General features: G+C 70.1%; 17 protein-coding genes. 8 read left to right on the top strand and 9 right to left on the bottom strand.

What is annotated here, in order from left to right:
- Positions 1 to 30: 30 nt before the first annotated feature.
- The 4 genes from CYJ26_RS03345 to CYJ26_RS03330 are packed head-to-tail and all read right to left on the bottom strand — an operon-like array spanning position 31 to position 4,259.
- Complete coding sequence (locus CYJ26_RS03345) at positions 31 to 1,056, bottom strand: AAA family ATPase (RefSeq protein WP_006549071.1); 1,026 nt, start codon at positions 1,054 to 1,056, stop codon at positions 31 to 33.
- Positions 1,053 to 2,309, bottom strand: a complete 1,257-nt coding sequence (locus tag CYJ26_RS03340; protein WP_101637948.1) for a DUF4350 domain-containing protein — start codon at positions 2,307 to 2,309, stop codon at positions 1,053 to 1,055. Before CYJ26_RS03340 ends, CYJ26_RS03345 begins: the two co-directional genes overlap by 4 nt.
- On the bottom strand, positions 2,306 to 2,968 hold the full coding sequence (locus tag CYJ26_RS03335) for a DUF4129 domain-containing protein (protein ID WP_244902003.1): 663 nt from the start codon (positions 2,966 to 2,968) through the stop codon (positions 2,306 to 2,308). The genes CYJ26_RS03340 and CYJ26_RS03335 overlap by 4 nt, the downstream gene beginning before the upstream one ends.
- Before the next feature lie 19 nt (positions 2,969 to 2,987).
- Positions 2,988 to 4,259 (bottom strand): DUF7847 domain-containing protein, encoded by a 1,272-nt coding sequence (locus tag CYJ26_RS03330; RefSeq protein WP_145990757.1) that lies wholly within the window; start codon positions 4,257 to 4,259, stop codon positions 2,988 to 2,990.
- 158 nt (positions 4,260 to 4,417) lie between these two features.
- Here CYJ26_RS03330 and mtrA point away from each other — a divergent pair, with 158 nt between their 5' ends.
- Together mtrA and mtrB are read left to right on the top strand one after the other, a co-directional pair.
- Positions 4,418 to 5,101, top strand: coding sequence for an MtrAB system response regulator MtrA (gene mtrA / locus CYJ26_RS03325; RefSeq protein ID WP_006549075.1), 684 nt, complete (start codon positions 4,418 to 4,420; stop codon positions 5,099 to 5,101).
- 26 nt (positions 5,102 to 5,127) lie between these two features.
- On the top strand, positions 5,128 to 7,050 hold the full coding sequence (mtrB, locus tag CYJ26_RS03320) for an MtrAB system histidine kinase MtrB (protein WP_244902002.1): 1,923 nt from the start codon (positions 5,128 to 5,130) through the stop codon (positions 7,048 to 7,050).
- Positions 7,051 to 7,206: 156 nt separating this feature from the next.
- On the opposite strand, the gene hpf is transcribed toward mtrB, so the two are convergent.
- On the bottom strand, positions 7,207 to 7,851 hold the full coding sequence (hpf, locus tag CYJ26_RS03315) for a ribosome hibernation-promoting factor, HPF/YfiA family (RefSeq protein WP_006549077.1): 645 nt from the start codon (positions 7,849 to 7,851) through the stop codon (positions 7,207 to 7,209).
- Positions 7,852 to 8,057: 206 nt separating this feature from the next.
- Positions 8,058 to 8,984, bottom strand: coding sequence for a phosphoribosyltransferase family protein (locus CYJ26_RS03310; RefSeq protein WP_101637945.1), 927 nt, complete (start codon positions 8,982 to 8,984; stop codon positions 8,058 to 8,060).
- 261 nt (positions 8,985 to 9,245) lie between these two features.
- On the opposite strand from CYJ26_RS03310, the gene secA reads away from it, so the two are divergent.
- Positions 9,246 to 12,023, top strand: a complete 2,778-nt coding sequence (secA, locus tag CYJ26_RS03305) for a preprotein translocase subunit SecA (RefSeq protein ID WP_101637944.1) — start codon at positions 9,246 to 9,248, stop codon at positions 12,021 to 12,023.
- 35 nt (positions 12,024 to 12,058) lie between these two features.
- On the opposite strand, the gene CYJ26_RS10795 is transcribed toward secA, so the two are convergent.
- Both CYJ26_RS10795 and CYJ26_RS03295 read right to left on the bottom strand, forming a co-directional pair.
- A complete protein-coding gene (locus tag CYJ26_RS10795; RefSeq protein ID WP_006549080.1) occupies positions 12,059 to 12,697 on the bottom strand; it encodes an Rv3235 family protein in 639 nt (212 codons plus the stop codon).
- A 29-nt stretch (positions 12,698 to 12,726) separates the two neighbouring features.
- Entirely contained in the window at positions 12,727 to 13,803 is a 1,077-nt protein-coding gene (locus tag CYJ26_RS03295; RefSeq protein ID WP_101637943.1) for a LysM peptidoglycan-binding domain-containing protein, read from the bottom strand.
- Between the two features lie 124 nt (positions 13,804 to 13,927).
- On the opposite strand from CYJ26_RS03295, the gene CYJ26_RS03290 reads away from it, so the two are divergent.
- On the top strand, positions 13,928 to 14,461 hold the full coding sequence (locus tag CYJ26_RS03290) for a Fis family transcriptional regulator (RefSeq protein ID WP_145990756.1): 534 nt from the start codon (positions 13,928 to 13,930) through the stop codon (positions 14,459 to 14,461).
- 29 nt (positions 14,462 to 14,490) lie between these two features.
- Here CYJ26_RS03290 and CYJ26_RS03285 read toward each other — a convergent pair whose 3' ends face one another.
- Positions 14,491 to 14,712 (bottom strand): helix-turn-helix domain-containing protein, encoded by a 222-nt coding sequence (locus CYJ26_RS03285; protein WP_101637941.1) that lies wholly within the window; start codon positions 14,710 to 14,712, stop codon positions 14,491 to 14,493.
- Positions 14,713 to 14,822: 110 nt separating this feature from the next.
- Between CYJ26_RS03285 and CYJ26_RS03280 the strand changes: the two genes are divergently transcribed.
- The 4 genes from CYJ26_RS03280 to CYJ26_RS03265 all read left to right on the top strand — a co-directional run bounded on the left by CYJ26_RS03280 (position 14,823) and on the right by CYJ26_RS03265 (position 18,925).
- Positions 14,823 to 16,145, top strand: a complete 1,323-nt coding sequence (locus CYJ26_RS03280; protein ID WP_101637940.1) for a CpaE/TadZ family protein — start codon at positions 14,823 to 14,825, stop codon at positions 16,143 to 16,145.
- 236 nt (positions 16,146 to 16,381) lie between these two features.
- On the top strand, positions 16,382 to 17,272 hold the full coding sequence (locus CYJ26_RS03275) for a LamG domain-containing protein (protein WP_101637939.1): 891 nt from the start codon (positions 16,382 to 16,384) through the stop codon (positions 17,270 to 17,272).
- Positions 17,269 to 18,513 (top strand): metallophosphoesterase family protein, encoded by a 1,245-nt coding sequence (locus CYJ26_RS03270; RefSeq protein ID WP_101637938.1) that lies wholly within the window; start codon positions 17,269 to 17,271, stop codon positions 18,511 to 18,513. Before CYJ26_RS03275 ends, CYJ26_RS03270 begins: the two co-directional genes overlap by 4 nt.
- Entirely contained in the window at positions 18,458 to 18,925 is a 468-nt protein-coding gene (locus tag CYJ26_RS03265; RefSeq protein ID WP_180950837.1) for a metallophosphoesterase family protein, read from the top strand. The genes CYJ26_RS03270 and CYJ26_RS03265 overlap by 56 nt, the downstream gene beginning before the upstream one ends.
- Positions 18,926 to 19,391: the final 466 nt, after the last annotated feature.

The following is a 19,391-nucleotide window of genomic DNA, read 5'->3' as shown; positions in this document are numbered from 1 at the left end:
TGCACTGGGACCGGCAGGGCCGGCAGGTTCTCAACGCGGGACGGGCACCGAGCGCAGGACGCCGGTGATGACGGACTCGGTGGTCACGCCCTCCATCTCCGCCTCGGCCCGAAGCTGGATGCGGTGGCGCAGGGCAGGAACCGCCAGCGCCTTGACGTCGTCAGGCGTGACGAAGGAACGCCCGGACAGCCACGCCCACGCGCGGGCTGTGGCCAGCAGCGCCGTCGCCCCACGCGGAGACACGCCCAGCGCGACGCTGGGGGCCTGGCGGGTGGCTCGCACGAGGTCGACGACGTAGGCCAGCAGCTCAGGCGAGGCGCCGACGGTGCGTACCTGCTCACGCGCGGCTGCCAGGTCCGCGGGGGAGGCAACCGCCTCAAGCCCGGCGGCTACCAGGTCGCGCGGGTTGAAGCCGGAGGCGTGGCGCGTGAGCACCTCGATCTCCTGGGCGCGCTCGGGCAGCGGCAGGACCAGCTTGAGCAGGAACCGGTCGAGCTGGGCCTCGGGCAGGGGATAGGTTCCCTCGTACTCGACCGGGTTCTGCGTGGCCACCACCATGAAGGGGTCAGGAAGCGCGCGGGGCGTGCCGTCCACGGAGACCTGGCGCTCCTCCATGGCCTCCAGCAGCGCGGCCTGGGTCTTGGGTGGGGTGCGGTTGATCTCGTCAGCCAGCAGCAGGTTGGTGAAGACCGGCCCGGGCCGGAAGGAGAACTCGGCTGAGCGAGCGTCGTAGACGAGGGAGCCGGTGACGTCACCAGGCATGAGGTCAGGAGTGAACTGGACACGCTTGGTCTCCACGTCCATGGCCTGGGCCAGGCTGCGCACGAGCAAGGTCTTGGCCACGCCAGGCACGCCCTCCAGCAGGACGTGCCCGCCGGCGAGCATGGCGATGACCAGTCCAGTGACTGCAGCGTCCTGGCCGACCACGGCCTTGCTCATTTCCGAGCGCAGCGCCACCAGGCGCTCGCGCGGGTCGTAGGCCTCAGCGCGCGGTGAGGCGGTGTCCTGAGCGGTGTGCCGAAAGGACGTGGTGCCGTCAGGAGTGTTGGTAGTCATCGGTGGGAGACCTCGCTCTCGAGATGGTCAAGCTGGGAAGCCAGGTCCGCCAGGGACCTGTTGGAGTCTGGCACAGGGCCGTACAGGAGCTGGTGGACCTGGCGCTGGCTGTGGCCCGTGGCTGAGGCGACTGCCTCCACGAGGGTGCCGGGCTCAGCGCTGGCCGGCACGCCCAGGCGGTGGCCGAGCCGCCGCGCGGTTCCGGCGCGCAGGGCACGGGCGGCCCGGTGACGGTCACCGACCAGGTGGTACAGGCGCGCACGCCCCCGGGTGGTCTCGGTGGCGCGGACGAGCACCGGCAGGTCCTCGTCCACGAGACGGCCAAAGCGCCGGCCGCGGACCAGGGCCAGCACGCCCAGCGCCAGCAGCGCCTGGAATCCGGTGACGGAGAGCCAGGCCGGGAGCGAGCCCGGGTTCCACACAGTCAGGGCGGCCTTGTGGGAGGCGTCCATCCACAGGAGGGTCTCGTGGTGGCCCAGTGCGCGCACGCCAAGTGCCGCGTTGCCCTCCTGGGCCAGGCGGTCGTTGGTCACCACCGAGGCGTCGGAGATGACCCGCAGTGTCCCTCCGCCCTCCAGCGGTGCGACGACGTAGGCGTAGTCCCCCTCAGCGCTAACCGGGAAGCAAGCGACGACCCCGTCGGGGGCGGGGGAACCGGCGGCCACGTCGTCGGACAGGGCCAGTGAGCCGGCAATGCCATCGAGGGACTGCGCGGCCTGGGCGTCAGGGTCAGAGCACTGGGGGGGCAGCCGCTTGCCGGTCGAGGAGGAGACTCCGCTGGGCACGAGCTCGGTCAGCCCGGTCAGGTCCTCGTAGGTTGAGCCGATGACGGTGACATCCGCTCCGGAGCGTGCCAGCGCGGACCGCTCAGACGCCGAGAGCTGGCCGGCGTGGATGAGCGCGACCGTGACCCGCTGGGAGGAATCGGAGGCGCCTGACGAGCCTGCGGTGGCCTGGAGGACCTCGCTGACGGACCTGACGGTGCGCGGGGAGACTCCCTCCTCGCGCAGGAGCGCGCCCAGGGCCTGTGCGCCGTTGGATCCTGGATTGTCCAGGGCGTAGGGCACCTTGGACACCGAGGGGCGCATGAGCGCCGTCGCCACGGAGATGACGACGAAGACGGCCAAGGCCAGCAGAAGAGGGCGCCACCGGCGTACTCGTGCGCGCCAGGTCTCGCCCACCACCTGGGAGTCGTCCAAGGACGTGGGGGAGGAGGGTGCGGGAGTCTGCGAGCGCACGGACGCGGTGCTCATGAGGCCACCGCCTGGGTGGCGAGGGGACGGGTCTGCGCGATCGCCTGGGCCAGACGGCGCATCCACTCGTCCTGGACCGCGGTCGAGACCACCTCGCCGTAGCGTACCGAGTCGAACAGATTAGCGGCCTGGCGCAGCTCCCCGCCCAAGGTCCCCAGCGCCGCCGCGCTGACCTCGGCGGCCTCGTGCGCCGTCATCCCCGGGTAGTCGTCAATGAGGCCGCGTTCGTCCAGGGAGCGGATGATGGCGCGGAAGCGTTCGACGACGGCGGTCGCCCAGTCACCGCTGCGCGCGGCCTGGTCGGCGGCCTGGGTCAGGGCGGCGGAGTCGCGGTCGTCGTCAAACAGTGAGGCGCCTCGCCGCCGGGAGCGGCCGGTGAGCGTGACCCGGCGTAGCAGGACGACGAGCAGCCCCAGCAGGACGGCCAGGGCCACGGCGACGATGAGCATGGACAACCAGGCCGGTGCCCCCGGGATGACCTGGGTCAGCTGCAGGTGGCTGATCAGCCACTGCCAGATCTGCTCCAGCAGGCTCGGGCGTGGGTGGTAGGCCGGCTTGGACAGCTCTTCGACGGCGGCCTGGCGCGCCTCCTCGGCGCTCGGGGTCGCCGGCACGTCCGCGGCGAGCGCAGTGGAAGCCAAGAGGGCGAGAGCGGTCATCATCGGGTCCTGACGGGAATCAGGCGGCAGCCTGGCGCAGCTCGACGTCCAGACCTTCGCGGCGCATGCGCAGGTCGATGTAGGTCAGGGCCGTCACCGCCGCGGTAAAGGGCATGATGACGGCGCTCAGCAGCGCGCCCAGCAGCGAGGACAGGGCGCTGACAAGCGCGAAGGACCCGATGATCGCGCCGACGATCCCCGCCACGATCCCGGTGACACCTCCCACCACGGACACCGCGACGTTGGAGATGATGGCGGCCAGCACCAGGACGCCGAAGACTCGCCAGAAGCCCTGCCGCGTCAGCTCCCACGAGCGGCTCATCGCGGTCAGCACCCCGACGTTCTCCAGCACGAGCGCTGCTGGCGCCATGGACAGCCGCACCCACAGGAAGGCCGTGAGGCACACCGTGGTCAGGGCGAGCACGACGATGGCCAGGGCGAACACCACCGTGAGCAGGGCCGAGCGCTGGGAACCAAAGGTGGTGAACATCCCGACGCTTGCCGCGACGGTGACTCCTGTGCCCACGGCGAGGACCCCGTAGACGATCAGGGAGGTCAGCAACGACTGCCCGATCAGCGCCCACACGCGCGAACGAGTGCGCTGCCAGACCTCGCCGGGGGTGGCCAGACGTCCCAGGACGGAACGAGAGACTGCGACGATGAGCAGACCGGTCAGGACGGTGCTGGCCAGGGACATCAGCAGCGTCGTCGCGCCGGAGCCGAGGAGTGTGGTCAGAAGCGAGGCCGGGGAGGTCGAGGTCGTCAGGTCCAGGCCGACGACCACGGACTCCAGGTCAGAGGTGGAGGAGGTCGCCAGCGAGTCCAGGCCGAGCGAGCTGGTGAAGCTCAGGACGGCCGAGATGACCCCCAGCACGCTCATGACGATGAGCGCCGGGACGAACATAGCCTTGGGGTTGGCGCGCAGAGACTCGAAGGCGCCGCTGATGATCTCGCCGATGCTCAAGGGGCGCAGCGGGATGATCCCGGGCTTGGGGGCGAGGAAGAAGCCGCCGGGCACGCCGGAGGAACCGGGCGCGCCGTAGGGCTGCGCCGGGTCCGCCTGTCCCTGGGCCGGCTCGTAGCCCGGGTATCCAGACTGCCAGGATCCCGAGGTGGCCTGGCCCGGCGGGGTCGCGCCGTAGGCGCCGAACCTGGGCTGGGTGCTCGGAGCGCTGGTGCCGGCGCCTAAGGAGGCCGAGGGCTGGTCAGGGGACCAGGAGGGCTGCGCGGCGTCGTCGTTCCCGGAGGGGCCTGCTGAAGGCGACTGCCAGGGGGTCTCGTCACTGCTCATGACCACATGCTTGCACGCGGCGGACCTGGCTGGCCTCCCTCCACAGGAGGAGCTGAGGAGCCGACCGTGCCAGGCTGGAGGATGATTCCTGCGCTGCGGCCTGGTTCCGCGGAGGGAATCTGCTGTGTGAACCTCGCGGGCGTGCCAGGATATGAGGCATGACGACCCGGATCCTCGTCGTCGATGACGACACCGCCCTGGCAGAGATGATCGGCATCATGCTCGAGTCCGAGCACTATGAGCCCTTCTTCTGCGCTGACGGTGCCCAGGCGCTCGCCACCTTCCGGGAGGTCAACCCCCACCTGGTCCTCCTGGACCTCATGCTTCCGGGGCTGGACGGCGTGGAGATCTGCCGGCTCATCCGCGCTGAGTCGGACGTGCCGGTCATCATGCTCACCGCCCGCACGGACACCCAGGACGTCGTCGCCGGGCTGGAGGCCGGAGCGGACGACTACGTGACCAAGCCCTTTAAGTCCAAGGAGCTGCTGGCCCGGGTGCGTACGCGACTGCGCCGGGGCACCGAGGCCGGGGCGGTGGAGCACGTGCGTGTGGGCGACGTCGATATCGACGTCCTGGGCCACCGGGTGACCCGGGACGGCGCTGCCCTGGCTCTGACCCCCCTGGAGTTCGACCTGCTGCTGACCCTGGCACGCACCCCCTCTAAGGCCTTCACCCGCGAGGAGCTGCTGGCGCGGGTGTGGGGCCACCAGCACGCGGCGGACACGCGCCTGGTCAACGTCCACGTCCAGCGCCTGCGTTCCAAGGTCGAGAAGGACCCGGAGCACCCCACCATCGTCGTCACCGTCCGCGGCGTGGGCTACCGGGCCGGCGACCCCCGGTGAGCGCGGGGCGGTCCGCGACACCGAGCGTGAGTGAGACGACGCCGTCGGACACGGGCGCGAGGCGAGGGCGCTGGCGTGACTGGATCAACCCCGTCCGGGTGGTGCGGCGCAGCCTGCCGGCCAGGATGGTGGTCTCGGCGCTGACCGGCGGCATCGTCCTCATCCTCCTGCTGTTCCTCGTGGTCTCCGCCATGATCCGCGACGACGTCTACGCCGAGCGCAGGGTCTTCCTGCTGGCCGACGCCCGCATGAGGACTGTGAGCGTGCAGGCCGAGCTCGACCTGCTGGAGAGTGCCACGCCCGAGGAGCTGACGACGGCGGCCCAGCAGATCGTTGACCGTCTGGGCCAGGGCTCCGGTAACGCCCGGCGGATGGGTGTGGCGCTCGTGCGCAACCGGGACGCCGCCGGTGAGGCCTCGATCGGGGACCTGGCCTCAGACGAGGACCTGCTGCCCCTGATCAGCCAGGACCTGTCTGCCGAGCTGGCCGGCAGCGCGGAGGGAACCCAGGCGTGGCGGCAGATCACCCTGCCTGATCCCACCGAGCGGGTGCCGGGCGTGGTCATCGGCTCCCAGGTCACGATGCCTCAGGCCGGGGCCTATGACCTCTACCTGTTCTACAGCCTGTCTCCCGAGCAGCGCCTGGTCAGTTTGACCACGCGCAGCACGGCGCTGGCGGCGGCGGCCTTCCTGCTCATGCTCGTCCTGGCGGTGTGGGCGCTGGCGTGGAGGGTCCTGCTGCCGATCCGGCGCACCTCGGAGGCAGCGCGGCGCCTGACCGACGGCCACCTGGACGAACGCGTCAAGGTCAGTGGTGAGGACGAGATCGCCTCGCTGGGCAGGGCCTTCAACGAGATGGCTGACTCCCTGGAGCACCAGATCGACAGCTGGGAGCGCCTGTCTGCGGTCCAGCGGCTGTTCGTCACCGACGTCTCCCACGAGATGCGCACGCCACTGACCTCGATCGGGCTGGCTGCCGAGCAGCTGGAGGAGGCTCGTGACGAGATCGCCTCGCCTCTGGCCCGCCGCAGCCTGGACGTCCTGGTCTCCGAGACCTCTCGGCTGCGCAAGCTCTTCGACGACCTCCTGACCATCTCCCGGGTGGATTCCGGCAAGGTCCAGCTCTCCGCCGTCGATCAGGACCTGCGGCTGCTGGTGACCTCCGTGGTCCAGGACAGCCAGACCCACATCGAGCGCATGGGTGCCCACGTCACCCTCGACCTTCCTGATGGGCCGGTGATCGCGCAGATGGATACCGTCCGGGTCGAGCGGATCGTGCGCAACCTCCTGCTCAACGCCCTTGAGCACGCCGAGGGCACCCAGATCGACCTCACCGTGGCCGGGGACGAGGTGGCCGTGGCAGTGCGGGTGCGTGACCACGGAGTCGGGATGACGCCAGAGGTCGCGAGCAAGGTCTTTGACCGCTTCTACCGCGCCGACACCTCGCGTCAGCGCACCCTGGGCGGTTCTGGCCTGGGGCTGTCAATCGCCAGTGAGGACGCCTCGCTGCACGGCGGGGCGCTGGAGGCCTGGGGGTGGCCCGGGGAGGGAGCGTCCTTCCTGCTCACGCTGCCCAGGCTGCTCGGCGAGGAGGGCGCTCCCGGTGACTTGCAAGGCCACCGCCCGCTGCCCGTGGTGCCCGACGACGTTCCGGAGATCGCCCGCTACGTCCCCACCAGCGGCACCCTGGGGACGCCTGGGTCTGCTGCGCTTCCCACCACCCCGGTGACGCGGCGCTCGACCGAGCTGGCTGCCGAGGTGCCGGTTGTGGGTGGGGAGAAGGCCGGCGCCGGCGTAGGTGCCAGTGAGGGCGTGGCAGCGGTGGTGCTTCCCCCCAGCGTGCGACGACCGCATCGGATGAGGCAGGTCTCTCGTGGCGGCAGCGGCGTGACGGTCCACGGCCCCCACGAGGTGCCGACGGCGCAGACCCCCGCTGAGGCTGAGGACTAAGAGGCTTGGGGCCAAGCACCCCGGCCGGCTCTGGCAGCTGGGGCGGGTGCGATTGAGCCGGCCTCGGTCCCATGCAGTGCGGGCACGCACAGGGGCGGCGTCGGTACGGTGACCGACGCCGCCCCCAGTCAGTGCGGCGAGAGGCCTGTGCTGTGGCTAGAGCACCTGGGCGTCAAGACGGATGACGCCGTAGGTCCAGCCGTGGCGGTGGTAGACAGCGCAGGGCTGCTTGGTCGACTTCTCAATGAACAGGTAGAAGGGGTGTCCCACCAGCTCCATCTGGTACAGGGCTTCGTCCACGGTCATGGGCGTCGCGTCGTGCAGCTTCTGGCGCACGATGACGGGAGAGTCTCCCAGCTGCGACTCCACTGCCACGCCCTTCTCGGTGGGCGCCTTGGGCGAGTCCTCGATCGGGGCGTCGTCGGTCTCGTGCAGGCTGCGCAGTTCCTCGGCAGCCGGGGCCTGGGTGCCCTCCGGGACGTCCACGGGGTAACGCCGGTGGTCCTTCTTGCGGTCACGGGCCCGGCGCAGACGCTCGGTCAGCTTCCCCATGGCGATGTCGAAGGCGGCGAAGCGGTCGGAGGAGGAGGCCTCGGCCCGGATGATCGGGCCCTTGGAGATAACGGTGATCTCGGCACGCTCTGCGGTGTCGGCCTGGCGTGGGTTGCGCTCGTGGGTCACCTCGACCTCGACGCGCTGGACTCGGGGGTCGAACTGCTCGACCTTGGTGGCCTTCTCCTCGACGTAGTCGCGCAGTCGAGAGGAGATCTCAGCGTTACGGCCGACGACGGTGATGTCCATGGTGGAACCTCTTTCTGGGTCCTGATGATCCTTCTCAGCGGATCGAACGGAGCCACCCGCCGCACCTCGCGACGGGCTCTGGATGGAACGTGACCACCTCCTGCGTGCCGTCCGCCCGGTGAGGGCGGGACGGGGACACCGCCATGGGATCCCCGTGCCTTGTGTGCGTTGTGCCACACAACTTACACCATGTGGACGCCTGCCGCTCACTTCCCCGCCGCCTGATCGCCATGCGCTGACACGCGGCCGGCAGGACGGGTCCTGGACAGGCGCGAGGGCGCCGGCCCGCCGGGAACGGCAGTCACCTGGGCCCGGGGTGAGGGGGCGGCCGCCAGGACGACGGCGCCCAGGCACCGGGCCCGGGCAGCCTCCAGGGCCCGGGCGCACGAGCCGAGGGTCGAGCCCGTGGTGACGACGTCGTCGACCAGGAGCACGGGCCATCCCTCGACCGGTGCCAGCACGCGCGGGGGTGATGCCCGGTTCGAGCGCCGACGACGTGCCGACCGTCCGCTCTGATGGGCCCCGCGCAGCTGTGGCCGGCGGCGCAGGACGTCGGCGCAGGCCACGAGCAGGTCGCCCTGCCCAGGCCAGGAGCGTGCGATGCCGCGTGCCACGGCGTCGGCAAGGTCCGCCGCCACGAGGCGGCCGCGCAGGCGTCGCGTGAGTCCTGAGGGGGCGGGGACAACCAGCAGCCTGCCTGCCTGGGTCACCTCGCGCACCAGCGAGGTCTCCAGTCCCGCGGTCCACAGGCCCGCCGCCCGCTGGCCTGCCTCATGCATGACCTCGGCCAGGTCCTCACGCCCACCGTTCTTCCACCCCAGGACCAGGGCGCGTACCGGGCCGGCGTAGGCCGCCAGGGCGTGGATGGGCAGGTCCTCGGCGCCGTCGGCGTGGATGACCTCGGACAGCGGGCCGTCCAGGAGACTGCGGCAGCGCTCGCACAGCCGGGTGTCCCAGGTGCCGCACCCGGCGCACCGGGCAGGGATGAGCGCGCCGGCAGCGTCGTGGACGAGGCGTTGCAGCCACCGTGCAACCCTCCGGGCGTGAGCGGGTAACCAGGTAGGAGGACCTGACGGCGGCGTCCTGGACGGTGGTGGCGCGTCCCTGGTGGCCACGGGCGGAGGTGAGGGCATGGAACGAGCCTGCCTCGCCGTCGTCGGCCTCCTCCACAGCCGGCGGCGGGCAGCGCCCAGGCACCCTCGGTGTGGACAGCGGCACTCTTGTGCGAGGTACCGGCAGAGGCGTGGGGCGGGCACAGTCCACTACGATGAACGACGCCTGCACCCGTCGTGGCTCTTTCGGCCTGGGGCAGGACCGTCAGGACGTGGCTTCCGGGTGCGGCTGCGGCTGCGCCCTGCGGACACGCTCCGCCGTCACCACAGGGAGAAACCAGTATGTCGCTTGTCGACCGGATCCTTCGCATCGGAGAGGGGCGCACCCTCAAGAAGCTCGACGCCATCGCGCACCAGGTCGAGTCGCTTGCGGACGCCTACCGTGAGTTCACCGATGCTGAGCTCAGGGAGGCGACCGACGAGCTCAAGACGCGTTACGCCGATGGCGAGAGCCTGGACGCCCTGCTGCCTGAGGCCTTCGCCACCGTGTGCGAGGCGGCTGACCGTGTGCTGGGCATGCGCCCCTACCACGTCCAGATCATGGGCGGCGCGGCCCTGCACCTGGGCAACATCGCTGAGATGAAGACCGGTGAGGGTAAGACCCTGGTCGCCACCATGCCCTCCTACTTGCGTGCACTGACCGGCAAGGGCGTCCACGTGGTGACGGTGAACGACTACCTGGCTGAGTACCAGTCCGACCTGATGGGCCGTATCCACCGCTTCCTGGGGCTGACCACCGGATGCATCCTGGCCGGGCAGAGCCCAGCCGAGCGCCGCCAGCAGTACGCCATGGACATCACCTACGGCACGAACAACGAGTTCGGCTTCGACTACCTGCGTGACAACATGGCCCAGCGCCCCGAGGACCTGGTCCAGCGCGGGCACGCCTTCGTCATCGTCGACGAGGTCGACTCCATCCTGATCGACGAGGCCCGTACCCCGCTCATCATCTCTGGGCCTGCCACCGGGGACGTCAACAAGTGGTACCAGGAGTTCGCCAAGGTCGCTGAGCGCCTGACCGCCGGCAAGGACTACGAGGTCGACGAGAAGAAGCGCACCGTGGGTGTGCTGGCTCCGGGTATCGCCCGGGTTGAGGACTACCTGGGGATCGACAACCTCTACGAGTCCGAGAACACCCCGCTCATCGGCTTCCTCAACAACGCCATCAAGGCCAAGGAGCTCTTCCACCTGGACAAGGACTACATCGTCCGCGACGGCGAGGTGCTCATCGTCGACGAGCACACCGGACGTGTGCTGCCCGGGCGCCGTTACAACGAGGGCATGCACCAGGCCATCGAGGCCAAGGAGCGGGTGGAGATCAAGGCCGAGAACCAGACCCTGGCCACGATCACCCTGCAGAACTACTTCCGTCTCTACCCTGAGGGTTCGCGCTCAGGCATGACCGGTACCGCTGAGACCGAGGCAGCCGAGTTCGCCGGCACCTACAAGATCGGTGTGGTGCCCATCCCCACGAACAAGCCGATGATCCGCACCGATCAGCCCGACCTGGTCTACAAGTCGGTGCGCTCCAAGTTGCAGGCTGTGGTCGACGACATCGAGGAGCGCCACGCAGCCGGTCAGCCGGTGCTCGTGGGTACCACGAGCGTGGAGAAGTCCGAGCAGCTGTCCCAGATGCTCACCCGGCGCGGCATCCCCCACGAGGTCCTCAACGCCAAGCAGCACGCTCGTGAGGCGGCCGTGGTCGCGATGGCCGGGCGCAAGGGTGCGGTCACCGTGGCGACCAACATGGCCGGTCGTGGTACCGACATCATGCTCGGTGGCAACGCCGAGCACATCGCGGTCACCGCCCTCAAGGAGTCGGGACTGGACCCGGAGGAGGACTCCGAGGAGTACGAGAAGGCCTGGCCGGCTGCTCTGGAGGCCGCTCGTGAGGCCTGCAAGGCCGAGCACGACGAGGTCGTCGAGCTCGGTGGCCTGTACGTGCTGGGCACTGAGCGCCACGAGTCGCGCCGTATCGACAACCAGCTGCGAGGCCGCTCCGGCCGTCAGGGAGACCCGGGCGAGTCCCGTTTCTACCTGTCTATGGAGGATGACCTCATGCGCATGTTCGCCTCCGGCCTGGCCCAGCGCATCATGGCCTCCGACGCCTACCCCGACGACGTCCCGCTGGAGTCCAAGATGGTCTCCAAGGCCATTGCCTCGGCTCAGCGCCAGGTGGAGTCGCGTAACTACGAGATCCGCAAGAACGTCCTCAAGTACGACGACGTCATGACCGAGCAGCGCGAGAAGGTCTACTCCGAGCGTCGCCGGGTGCTGGACGGGGAGGACCTGGAGCCGCAGATGGAGGCCTTCCGCGCACGGACCGTGGACACGGTGGTGGCCTCGCGCACCAGCGAGGGCCGTCCTGACCAGTGGGACCTGGACGCCCTGTGGGACGACCTGGCCCACCTCTACCCGGTGGGGCTGACCAAGAACGAGATCCTGGGCGCCGTGGGCAGCCTTGACCAGCTGACGGCCGAGCGCCTGGGCGCTGAGCTGACCGAGGACGCGGCCGTCGCCTACGAGGACGCCGAGCGGCGCCTGGACGACAACCCGGTGGCGCTGGCCCAGCTGGGGCCTGAGCCCATGCGGACCTTGGAGCGGCGCGTGCTGCTGGCCGTGGTGGACAAGCGCTGGCGTGAGCACCTGTACGAGATGGACTATCTCAAGGAGGGCATTGGCCTGCGGGCGATGGCCCAGAGGGACCCGCTCGTCGAGTACGCCAACGAGGGTGCCCACATGTTCAAGGCCATGATGGAGGGTATCCGCGAGGAGACCGTGGAGCAGGTCTTCGCGAACGCCGCTCGTTTCGACGCCGCTGCCAAGCGCGCCGAGGAGGAGGGCAAGACTGAGCTGGCCCGCACGATCGCGCAGGCTGGCGGGGACGCCGCCGGGAGCCTGGCTGGTGGCACCGTCATGGGGGACACCGGGCGCGAGGCGATGAACCAGCGCGTGAGCTACTCGGCTCCGGGCGAGGACGGGAGCGTCTCTGCCAACGAGGACGGCGAGGCTGCTGGCATGAATCGCGCTGAGCGTCGCGCGGCCAAGCGCCGCCGCTGAGAGGGGGCATCGCCCACCATCGCGGCCGCGGGGCCTCAGCCGATCTCCACGACGGCGAGGATCCAGCGGCCGCGGTGCATCTCCAGGCGAGCGGCGGCAGCGCGCAGCTGCGGCCCGACGTCGAGCAGGACCATGGCCTCGCACGCGCCTGAAGGGGTGAGCTGGACGCTGGCCCGCCGCGGACGCGGGCGGGGTGAGGTGACCTCGCCCAGGATCCTGCGAGCCAGGCCTGCCCGACGTGCCAGGGCGTCAAAGAGCTCTGGCGTGGTCCAGCCGGACAGGTGATCGACCGGGCGCAGTCCTGCCAGGACCTCGGCTGCTGCCGTGACCAGGGCCTGAGCCATTCGCGTCGCCGTGGCCACCTGCCTGGTGCCAGGAGACTGCTCACCCGAGGAGGGGGCCTCCTGACCGGTCCGCGCCTCACGGATGGACTCGATTGAGGCCTCGGTCTGCTCGACGGTCGGCACGAAGCGGAACCGGTCCCACCGGGCCGGACCTCGGCCCGGCCGGCTCCCAGGTTCTTGGAGAGGGTGAGTGGGGCAGTGCGTGAGCTCGGGCGCAGGGCTGGTGAGCCGCTCAGCGAGAGCGAGGGCGTCGGCAGGGGTCGAGATATGGACCGGAGCCAGGCGGACAGCCTGCGGCGTTCGCAGGTCCGGTGCGGTGAGGGTGGCCATAGCGCATGCGTCCTTGCCAGCAGGGATCGTTAGCCGCGCAGGCTGGCGGGCACCGTGAGCACGGTGCCAGGGTGGATCAAGGAGGGGTCTGGGCCGATGACGGCGACGTTGAGTGCGTAGAGCTCGGGCCAGGAGGTGAGGACCTCGGCGTCGGTGACCTCGCCGTCCTTTGCGGCCTGAAGCAGGCGGCGCGTGATCTGCCACAGCGAGTCCCCGGGTTCCACCGTGACCGTGGGCCTGGAACCCGCTTGCGGGGTGGCCTGGTGCGACTGCGAAGGGTGCGGTGAGCGGGGGCGTTCCTGAGGGCGGGGTGAGGCCGGTCGGTGGCCTGTGGCCCTCTGGTCCGCGCCCTGCGTGGCCTGGCCTGCCTGGAAGAGGGGCGCCGGCGCCGGTCCTGCCTCGCCGTGTGGGGCGCCGGCGGGCGCGGCGGCGTCCGTGGACACCGAGGCGTTCGGGGGTACGAGCTCAGAGGGGCGCGGCTGGGCTGGGCGCAGCGTCGCCTCATCGCCGGGGGAGGGCGCGGGTGCTTCCTCGACCGGCGGCTCGGCTGGCTGGGAGAGGACGTCCTGCCCAGGGTCTCCGCCCTGCTCGCCCTGGGCGGAGGAGCCCTCGCTCCCGGCTGCGCCGTCGGGCGCGGACTCCTCCAGGGGACCGGGTTGCGGCGCCGCAGGCTGCTCAGGAGCCGGGGAATCGGCCTGCGAACTGGTCGGGGACCAGCCCAGATCGTCGCCAGGGGTGGTGCCCTGGGCGGCTGCAGGGCTCGCCGTCGCCATCCCGAGCAGCAGTGTGCCGGCAACGGTGCGGCGCATCGCTGGTGCTCCGCGGCGTGCCACTGCTCGCAGGAGGGCCTGGCCCAGGCAGCTGGAGACAACGTCCTCATCTCGGGTGGCGGCCAGGGCCAGCAGGCCGGAGGCCACGTGCCAGGCGCCCGCGAGCGTGAGGACCGCGCAGGACAGCACGCCGAGCCAGGCCAGGCAGATCGGGCCCCAGGGCTCCTGGGGGACCGTGAGCAGCGTCTGGGTCCCGCCAACCGTGACGGTGGCGAGGACGACGGTGAGGAGGAAGGCGAGTGCCGTCATCGCTGACAGGCGCATACGCAGTGACATGGTGACCTCCGGGAATCGACTATGATGTTTGAGGCTGTTTGATCATCGACAATTGTGGGAGGAGTGTCAAGAGGGGGAGTGAGGTCCCATGCGAGCCTTCTCGCTGAGTGATGGGGTTGGGGTCATGGACCCGATCACCTATCTCGACGAGCTCGAGAGCGTCTTTGATGCTGAACGGCGGGCTCAGGTTGCAGGTCAGGGAGCGGACCTGGCTGAGGCTGAGGCTGCGACGGTGAAGCTGGAGGCGCGTCTGCGTGCCAGGCTCGGCCAGCGGCTGCGCGTGCTCACGCGCGGCGGGGCCTTAGTGGACCTCCTCGCGCGGCACCTGGGCGATGATGTCCTGATCGGCCAGGCGCCTGGCGGCGGGGTGGTCATGGTGCGAACGGCCGCGATCGCCGTCGTTGTTCCACAGACTGTTGGCGAAGCTGGCCAGGCGCGCAGATGGCGCAGTGCGCGGGCGGCGTTGCGCGATCTGCGACGGCGCAGGGCGCGAGTCAGTCTCAGTCTGCCTGCCGGCAGCGTGACGGGCACGATCGTGCAGGTCGGTCAGGACTACGTTGAGCTCGCCGTCGAGCTGAGCCATCGAGTGCCTGTGGGAGGGGGAGGTCAGCGGGTCGCGATCGTGCTAGGGGCGATCGAGGTCGTCAGGGAGTGCTAACGCCCTCGACGCCCTGAGCTGATCGAGCTTCAGGAGTGCTGAGAGGACCTCTCCGAGGCCACCATCTGGCGTGTGGAGGCGAGCTGGCGCTCGACGTACTCGTCAAAGGCGTCCTCGGGGATCCGCCACAGCTTGCGGGCGCCGACCTGGATCGCTGGCAGGTCCCCCGACAGGATGAGGGCGCGGACGGCCTGGGCGGACAGCTGGAGCCTTTCGGCGACGTCTGCGATGGTCAGGAATGAGGCACTCATAGAAGGATTGTCTGCCTAGAGGACACGGAAACCGGCGAGCAACACACCATCCGACGTCAATTCACTCTCATGACCCTGATATGGGGTCATGAGTATGCAAGGAGGCTCTCGTGAGCTCGATCCCCTGGCACCGTTCCCACCGTGCAGCCTGCCTGGTCCCCACGGCAGTCGCCCTGGCCGTGGCGGACGGCCACCCGGCTCTGGCGCGAGCCCTGGACCGCTGCGGCACCGGACTGAGGGTCGCGCGTCAGTGCGCGAGCGTGACTGAGCTGCTGTCAGTGAGCATCACCCGGCAGGTTCACCTGGCCGTCCTTGACACTGCCCTTGCCGAGCTGGACCGGACCGTGCCCGAGCGCCTGCGACGGGCAGGTGTCGGTGGGGTCCTGCTCGTGGGGCCCGGAGAGGGCGACTGGGGGCAGCCGGGCTGGACGGTGCTGCCCCGAGGCTGCCCGGAGGCAGCGGTGGTGCGAGAGCTCCAGGAGGTCGCGCGCGCAGAGCGCGGGCGCGACGGCGTCGGCAAGGTCGGCGGTGGTGGCAGCGGCGTCGGGGCGGCCGGAGCGCTGGTCGCGGTGTGGGGACCGCACGGCGCACCGGGCCGGACCACCGTCGCGGCTGCCTTGGCACATGCCCTGGCACAGCGAGGCGGCTCCATCCTGGTCGACGCCGACGTCCAGGCCCCGAGCCTCAATCAGGTTCTCGGCCTGGGTGAGCAGCCTGCCTCCGTCGCCACGGCTGCCCGCCTGGCTTCACGTAGCACCCTGGACCAGGAGGCGCTCGCGGCCCTCCTCGTGCCCGTCGGCCCGGGAGAGCGCGTCCTTGGCGGGGTGGGGCGTGCGGGGAGATGGCGTGAGCTGCCGCCAGTGGCTATGGAGCACGTGTGGGAACTGAGCCGGCACCTGGCGGCCTGGACGGTGGTGGACGTGGCCGGCGGGGAGGTTGAGGAGGAGGTGGACTCCTACACCCTGGAACCGGGCCGAGGAGCGCTGGTGGCCTCCCTCCTGCGCCAGGCGGACGTCATCGTCGTCGTCGGGCAGGCTGACGCCGTCGGCATGCGCAGGCTGACCCAGCTGCTGACGGGCCTGCGGCAGATGGAGGCAGTCAGGGGACGGCTCCAGGTTGTGGTCAACCGGGTGCGTACCGCCAGCGCCGGGCCAGACCCTGCCCGGGCCGTGCGTCGGGTTCTGGCGGACAGGGTTGGCTCGGAGGAGCTGGTCCTCCTGCCCGAGGGGCCGCAGGTGGACCGTGCGCTCAGGCACGGACGCAGCGTGCTGGAGGACGATGCGGACAGCCCGCTTGGTCTGGCACTGACCGGCCTGGTCAACCACCTGGCTCCCGCCGCCTGTGACCCTGCGCCGGCGTGCCCCGGGCGTGGGCCGTGCAGGAGCCGGGCGGTCCTCGCCTGGCTGACCTGGCGGACGCGGTCGCTGACCTAGGCAGGCATCTCCCAGGACGGCCGTGACCCAGCCCGCGCACAGCGGCTGGTTACCCCTCGTGCGCTGGAGGGTCGGCTACCGGCCGCTCACCGTTGTGGTGGGGGACACGTCCTGCTCGCTTCCTGCTTGCCGGGGCTGCGTATACATGACGAGGCGCCCGTCACATCGCCGTCCGGCGAGGTCCGACGGCGCGCCAGTGAGTCCCGAGTTTCCCTCCCGAGGAGAGCTGACACGTCATGCCCCGTACCACCCGGACCGTCCTGGTCCCCTCCCTCTCGCTCGCGGTGGCGCTGACGCTGGGCGCCCTGCCTGCCGCCAGCGCCACGCCGTCGACCGCCCTGCCCGTCTCCCACTCAGCCCTCTCCGCCGCCCGCCCCTCGCTGCCCGAGCCGCAGGTTGAGGCGCCGGTTCCCGACGTCCTGGACGTCGACGAGGGAACCCAGGACCGTGCCAGTGGCCGCACCGTCACGGTCTACGGCCCGCAAGCCCCTGTGTCCACCGACGAGGCACTGGGACGGCCGGTGATGGGCTTCGACGGCTCCAACGCCATCGGCTACGACTACCTAGACGGCTACGAGGCCACGGCCCAGCAGGTGACGATCGAGTGCACCTTCTGCTTTGACGCGCCGCTGCCGGGCGGATCCGAGGAGACGACCGGCAACTTCTGCGGTGCGAAGGAGGCGGGTGGTTACTCCCTGACCATCTACGGCTCGACGCTGAAGATGATGGTCAACGTCACCAACGAGGAGAAGAAGACCCGGTACTTCGGGCCGGGCGTCGATATCCGTGCCGGCCAGTGGTACCACGCAGTAGGCGTGTGGGACGGCAACGACCTCATCCTCTACCTCAACGGTCGCAAGGTCGCACAGACCTCGACCTGGGCGGGCACGATCACCGCCCCCAAGCCTGCCACGCGGAAGCTCTTCATCGGGGCAGACACCTCCTCCACCGGCGACCCACAGTTCAATGGCACGGTGAGCCTGGCGCACGCCGGTGTCTTCAGCCGCGCCGTTAGCGCCCAGGAGGTCGAGGCACTTTACGCCCAGGCCTTCGCCTCGCGTACCACGGACCAGGTGAGCTTCACGGCCTCCAGCCCTGCCACCGGAGCCCACCTGGAGGCCCCGTGACCTTCGAGGGCACGGTTGACCACCCTCAGCTGCTGGCCGGCGAGCTCAGCTACGCCCTGGACGGCAGCCCGATCCAGCTGGGACAAACGATCGGCCAGGGACTGGCTGGAGGTGAGCACACCATCACCTACACCGGTACCGACGCCCTGGGCGAGGCGATCGAGGGTGCCGTCACCTTCACCTCCTCCTCCATCCCTACAGCCGACGGCGTCACGCAGCAGTCCGGGCAGGGGGCGGCACTTCTGACCGCCAGGGCCACCAACCCCAGCGGTGCGGGGCTCCAGACCACCTTCATTGCGGGCGACGTCGCCACCGTCGGTTCCCTGCGCCAGGGTTGGATCCACGTGGCCGACTTCGATGGGCAGAGCGTGGCCGCCGATATCCAGGTCCAGGACGCTGCTGCCCTGGAGGACCCGTTGAGCCCCGACGACGAACGCACGGCACAGGCACCGGCCACCAGTGAGCTTCCGGTGCTGGTCGGCGAGATTGACTACGCCCGCCCCGGCCAGCGAGTGGTGTGGCGAGGGCAGGCCGAGCGCAGCCAGTGGGCCGAGGCCTACCGTGACTCCTACCAGTGGCTGGCGGACAACGCCGCCACGCGCAAGATCGCCTTTGTGGCCCACACCGGTGACATCATCGAGAACTGGAACGGCGGGGCGAGTGATGAGGCGCGGGCGCGCAAGCAGCTCGAGTTCGCCTCCCAGACCCAGAAACTGCTGGAGGACACCGGCGTTCCCCACGCCATCCTTCCTGGTAACGATGACAACCTCGCAGGCGGCGACGTCGGAGAGGCCAGCGTCTACAACGACTACTTCGGTCCTGAGCGCTACCAGGCCCTGGCGGCCTCTGAGTCCTGGAAGGCCGCGGGCGCGCAGTACCACCCGTGGAAGGAGGGGGACAACCAGAACAGCTACAACCTGTTCTCCGCTGGCGGTCAGGACTTCGTCACCGTCAACCTGGGCTACGACGTGACGCCGGAGGAGGCGCAGTGGGCCTCCAGCGTCCTCAAGCAGTACTCCACCCGCAACGCGATCATCCACCCACGCCTACCACGCGTACTCCTCCAGCCCGGACGGGCGCGGTACCAAGCTGTCTCACGACGGCGAGATCATCAACGACCTGGTGATCGCCGACAATTCCAATGTGGCCTTGGTCCTGTCCGGTCACGAGCACGGGGTGAGCATCATGGTGCGCAAGGACGTGGGCAGCGCGGGGCACAACGTCGCCGAGCTGCTCGCTGACTACCAGTTCTACGAGATCGGTTCCGACGACCTGGGGCTGACGAGGATCGGTGGCTACGGGAAGAACACCGGCCTGCGGTTCGGTTCCTCCTTCTTCCGCCTTCTTCAGTTCGACCTCAAGGCCGGGCAGATGAGCGTGGACACCTACTCCGCCTACCTCGACAACTTCGGGGCCAGCGAGTACGACACGAAGAAGCGCTACAACGGCACCGAGGATGACCTGCGGCTGCCGATCGCCTTCCACGGACGGACCGCGAGCCTGACCACGGACACCCTGCTGGGACTGACCCCGAGCGACCGGCTGATTGGGACCGCGCGCCAAGAGTCCGGCCAGCCGGCGAGCGTGGAGTGGAGTGGGCTGACGGAGGGAACGCCTTACGGCTGGTTCGCCGTGAGCAGGGACCTGGGGTAGGGCGCCAGCGCCCGGGCCGCTCAGGAGCAGACGCTCCTCGCTCAGGAAGGCGGCATCATCCAGTACTCGGTCTTCGCTGGCACCGGAGGCCGGCAGGACGACGAGCCGGAGCAGCCCGCCCCTGGAGGCGAGGGTGAGAAGCCGCAGGATCCGGGCAGCGACTCGGGCACCGGGAACGGGACAACAGACGCAGGTTCAGGCTCCACCGGTGGTGCAGCCGGTGCAGGTGGCGGCTCCGGCTCCGGGGCAGTGGACTCCGGTGCCGTGGAGGCATCGGGCAGCGGTGACTCCTCTCAAGGCTGTGCCGAGGGTGCCGGCTCGCCGAAGGGCGAGGCCCACAGCTCCAAGGGCTCAGCCCAGGCCAGGGGAGGGGCGGCCGCGGGCCGGACGGGTCTGGCGCGCACCGGCGCGAGTACCCTCCTGGGCGTCAGTGCCCTCGCCCTCGTCCTGGGCGGGATCGTGCTGC

This window comes from Actinomyces urogenitalis (assembly GCF_002861525.1).
Lineage (GTDB): Bacteria > Actinomycetota > Actinomycetes > Actinomycetales > Actinomycetaceae > Actinomyces > Actinomyces urogenitalis.
Note: the sequence above shows the minus strand (reverse complement) of the source record. Positions and strands in the feature narration are given on the sequence as shown.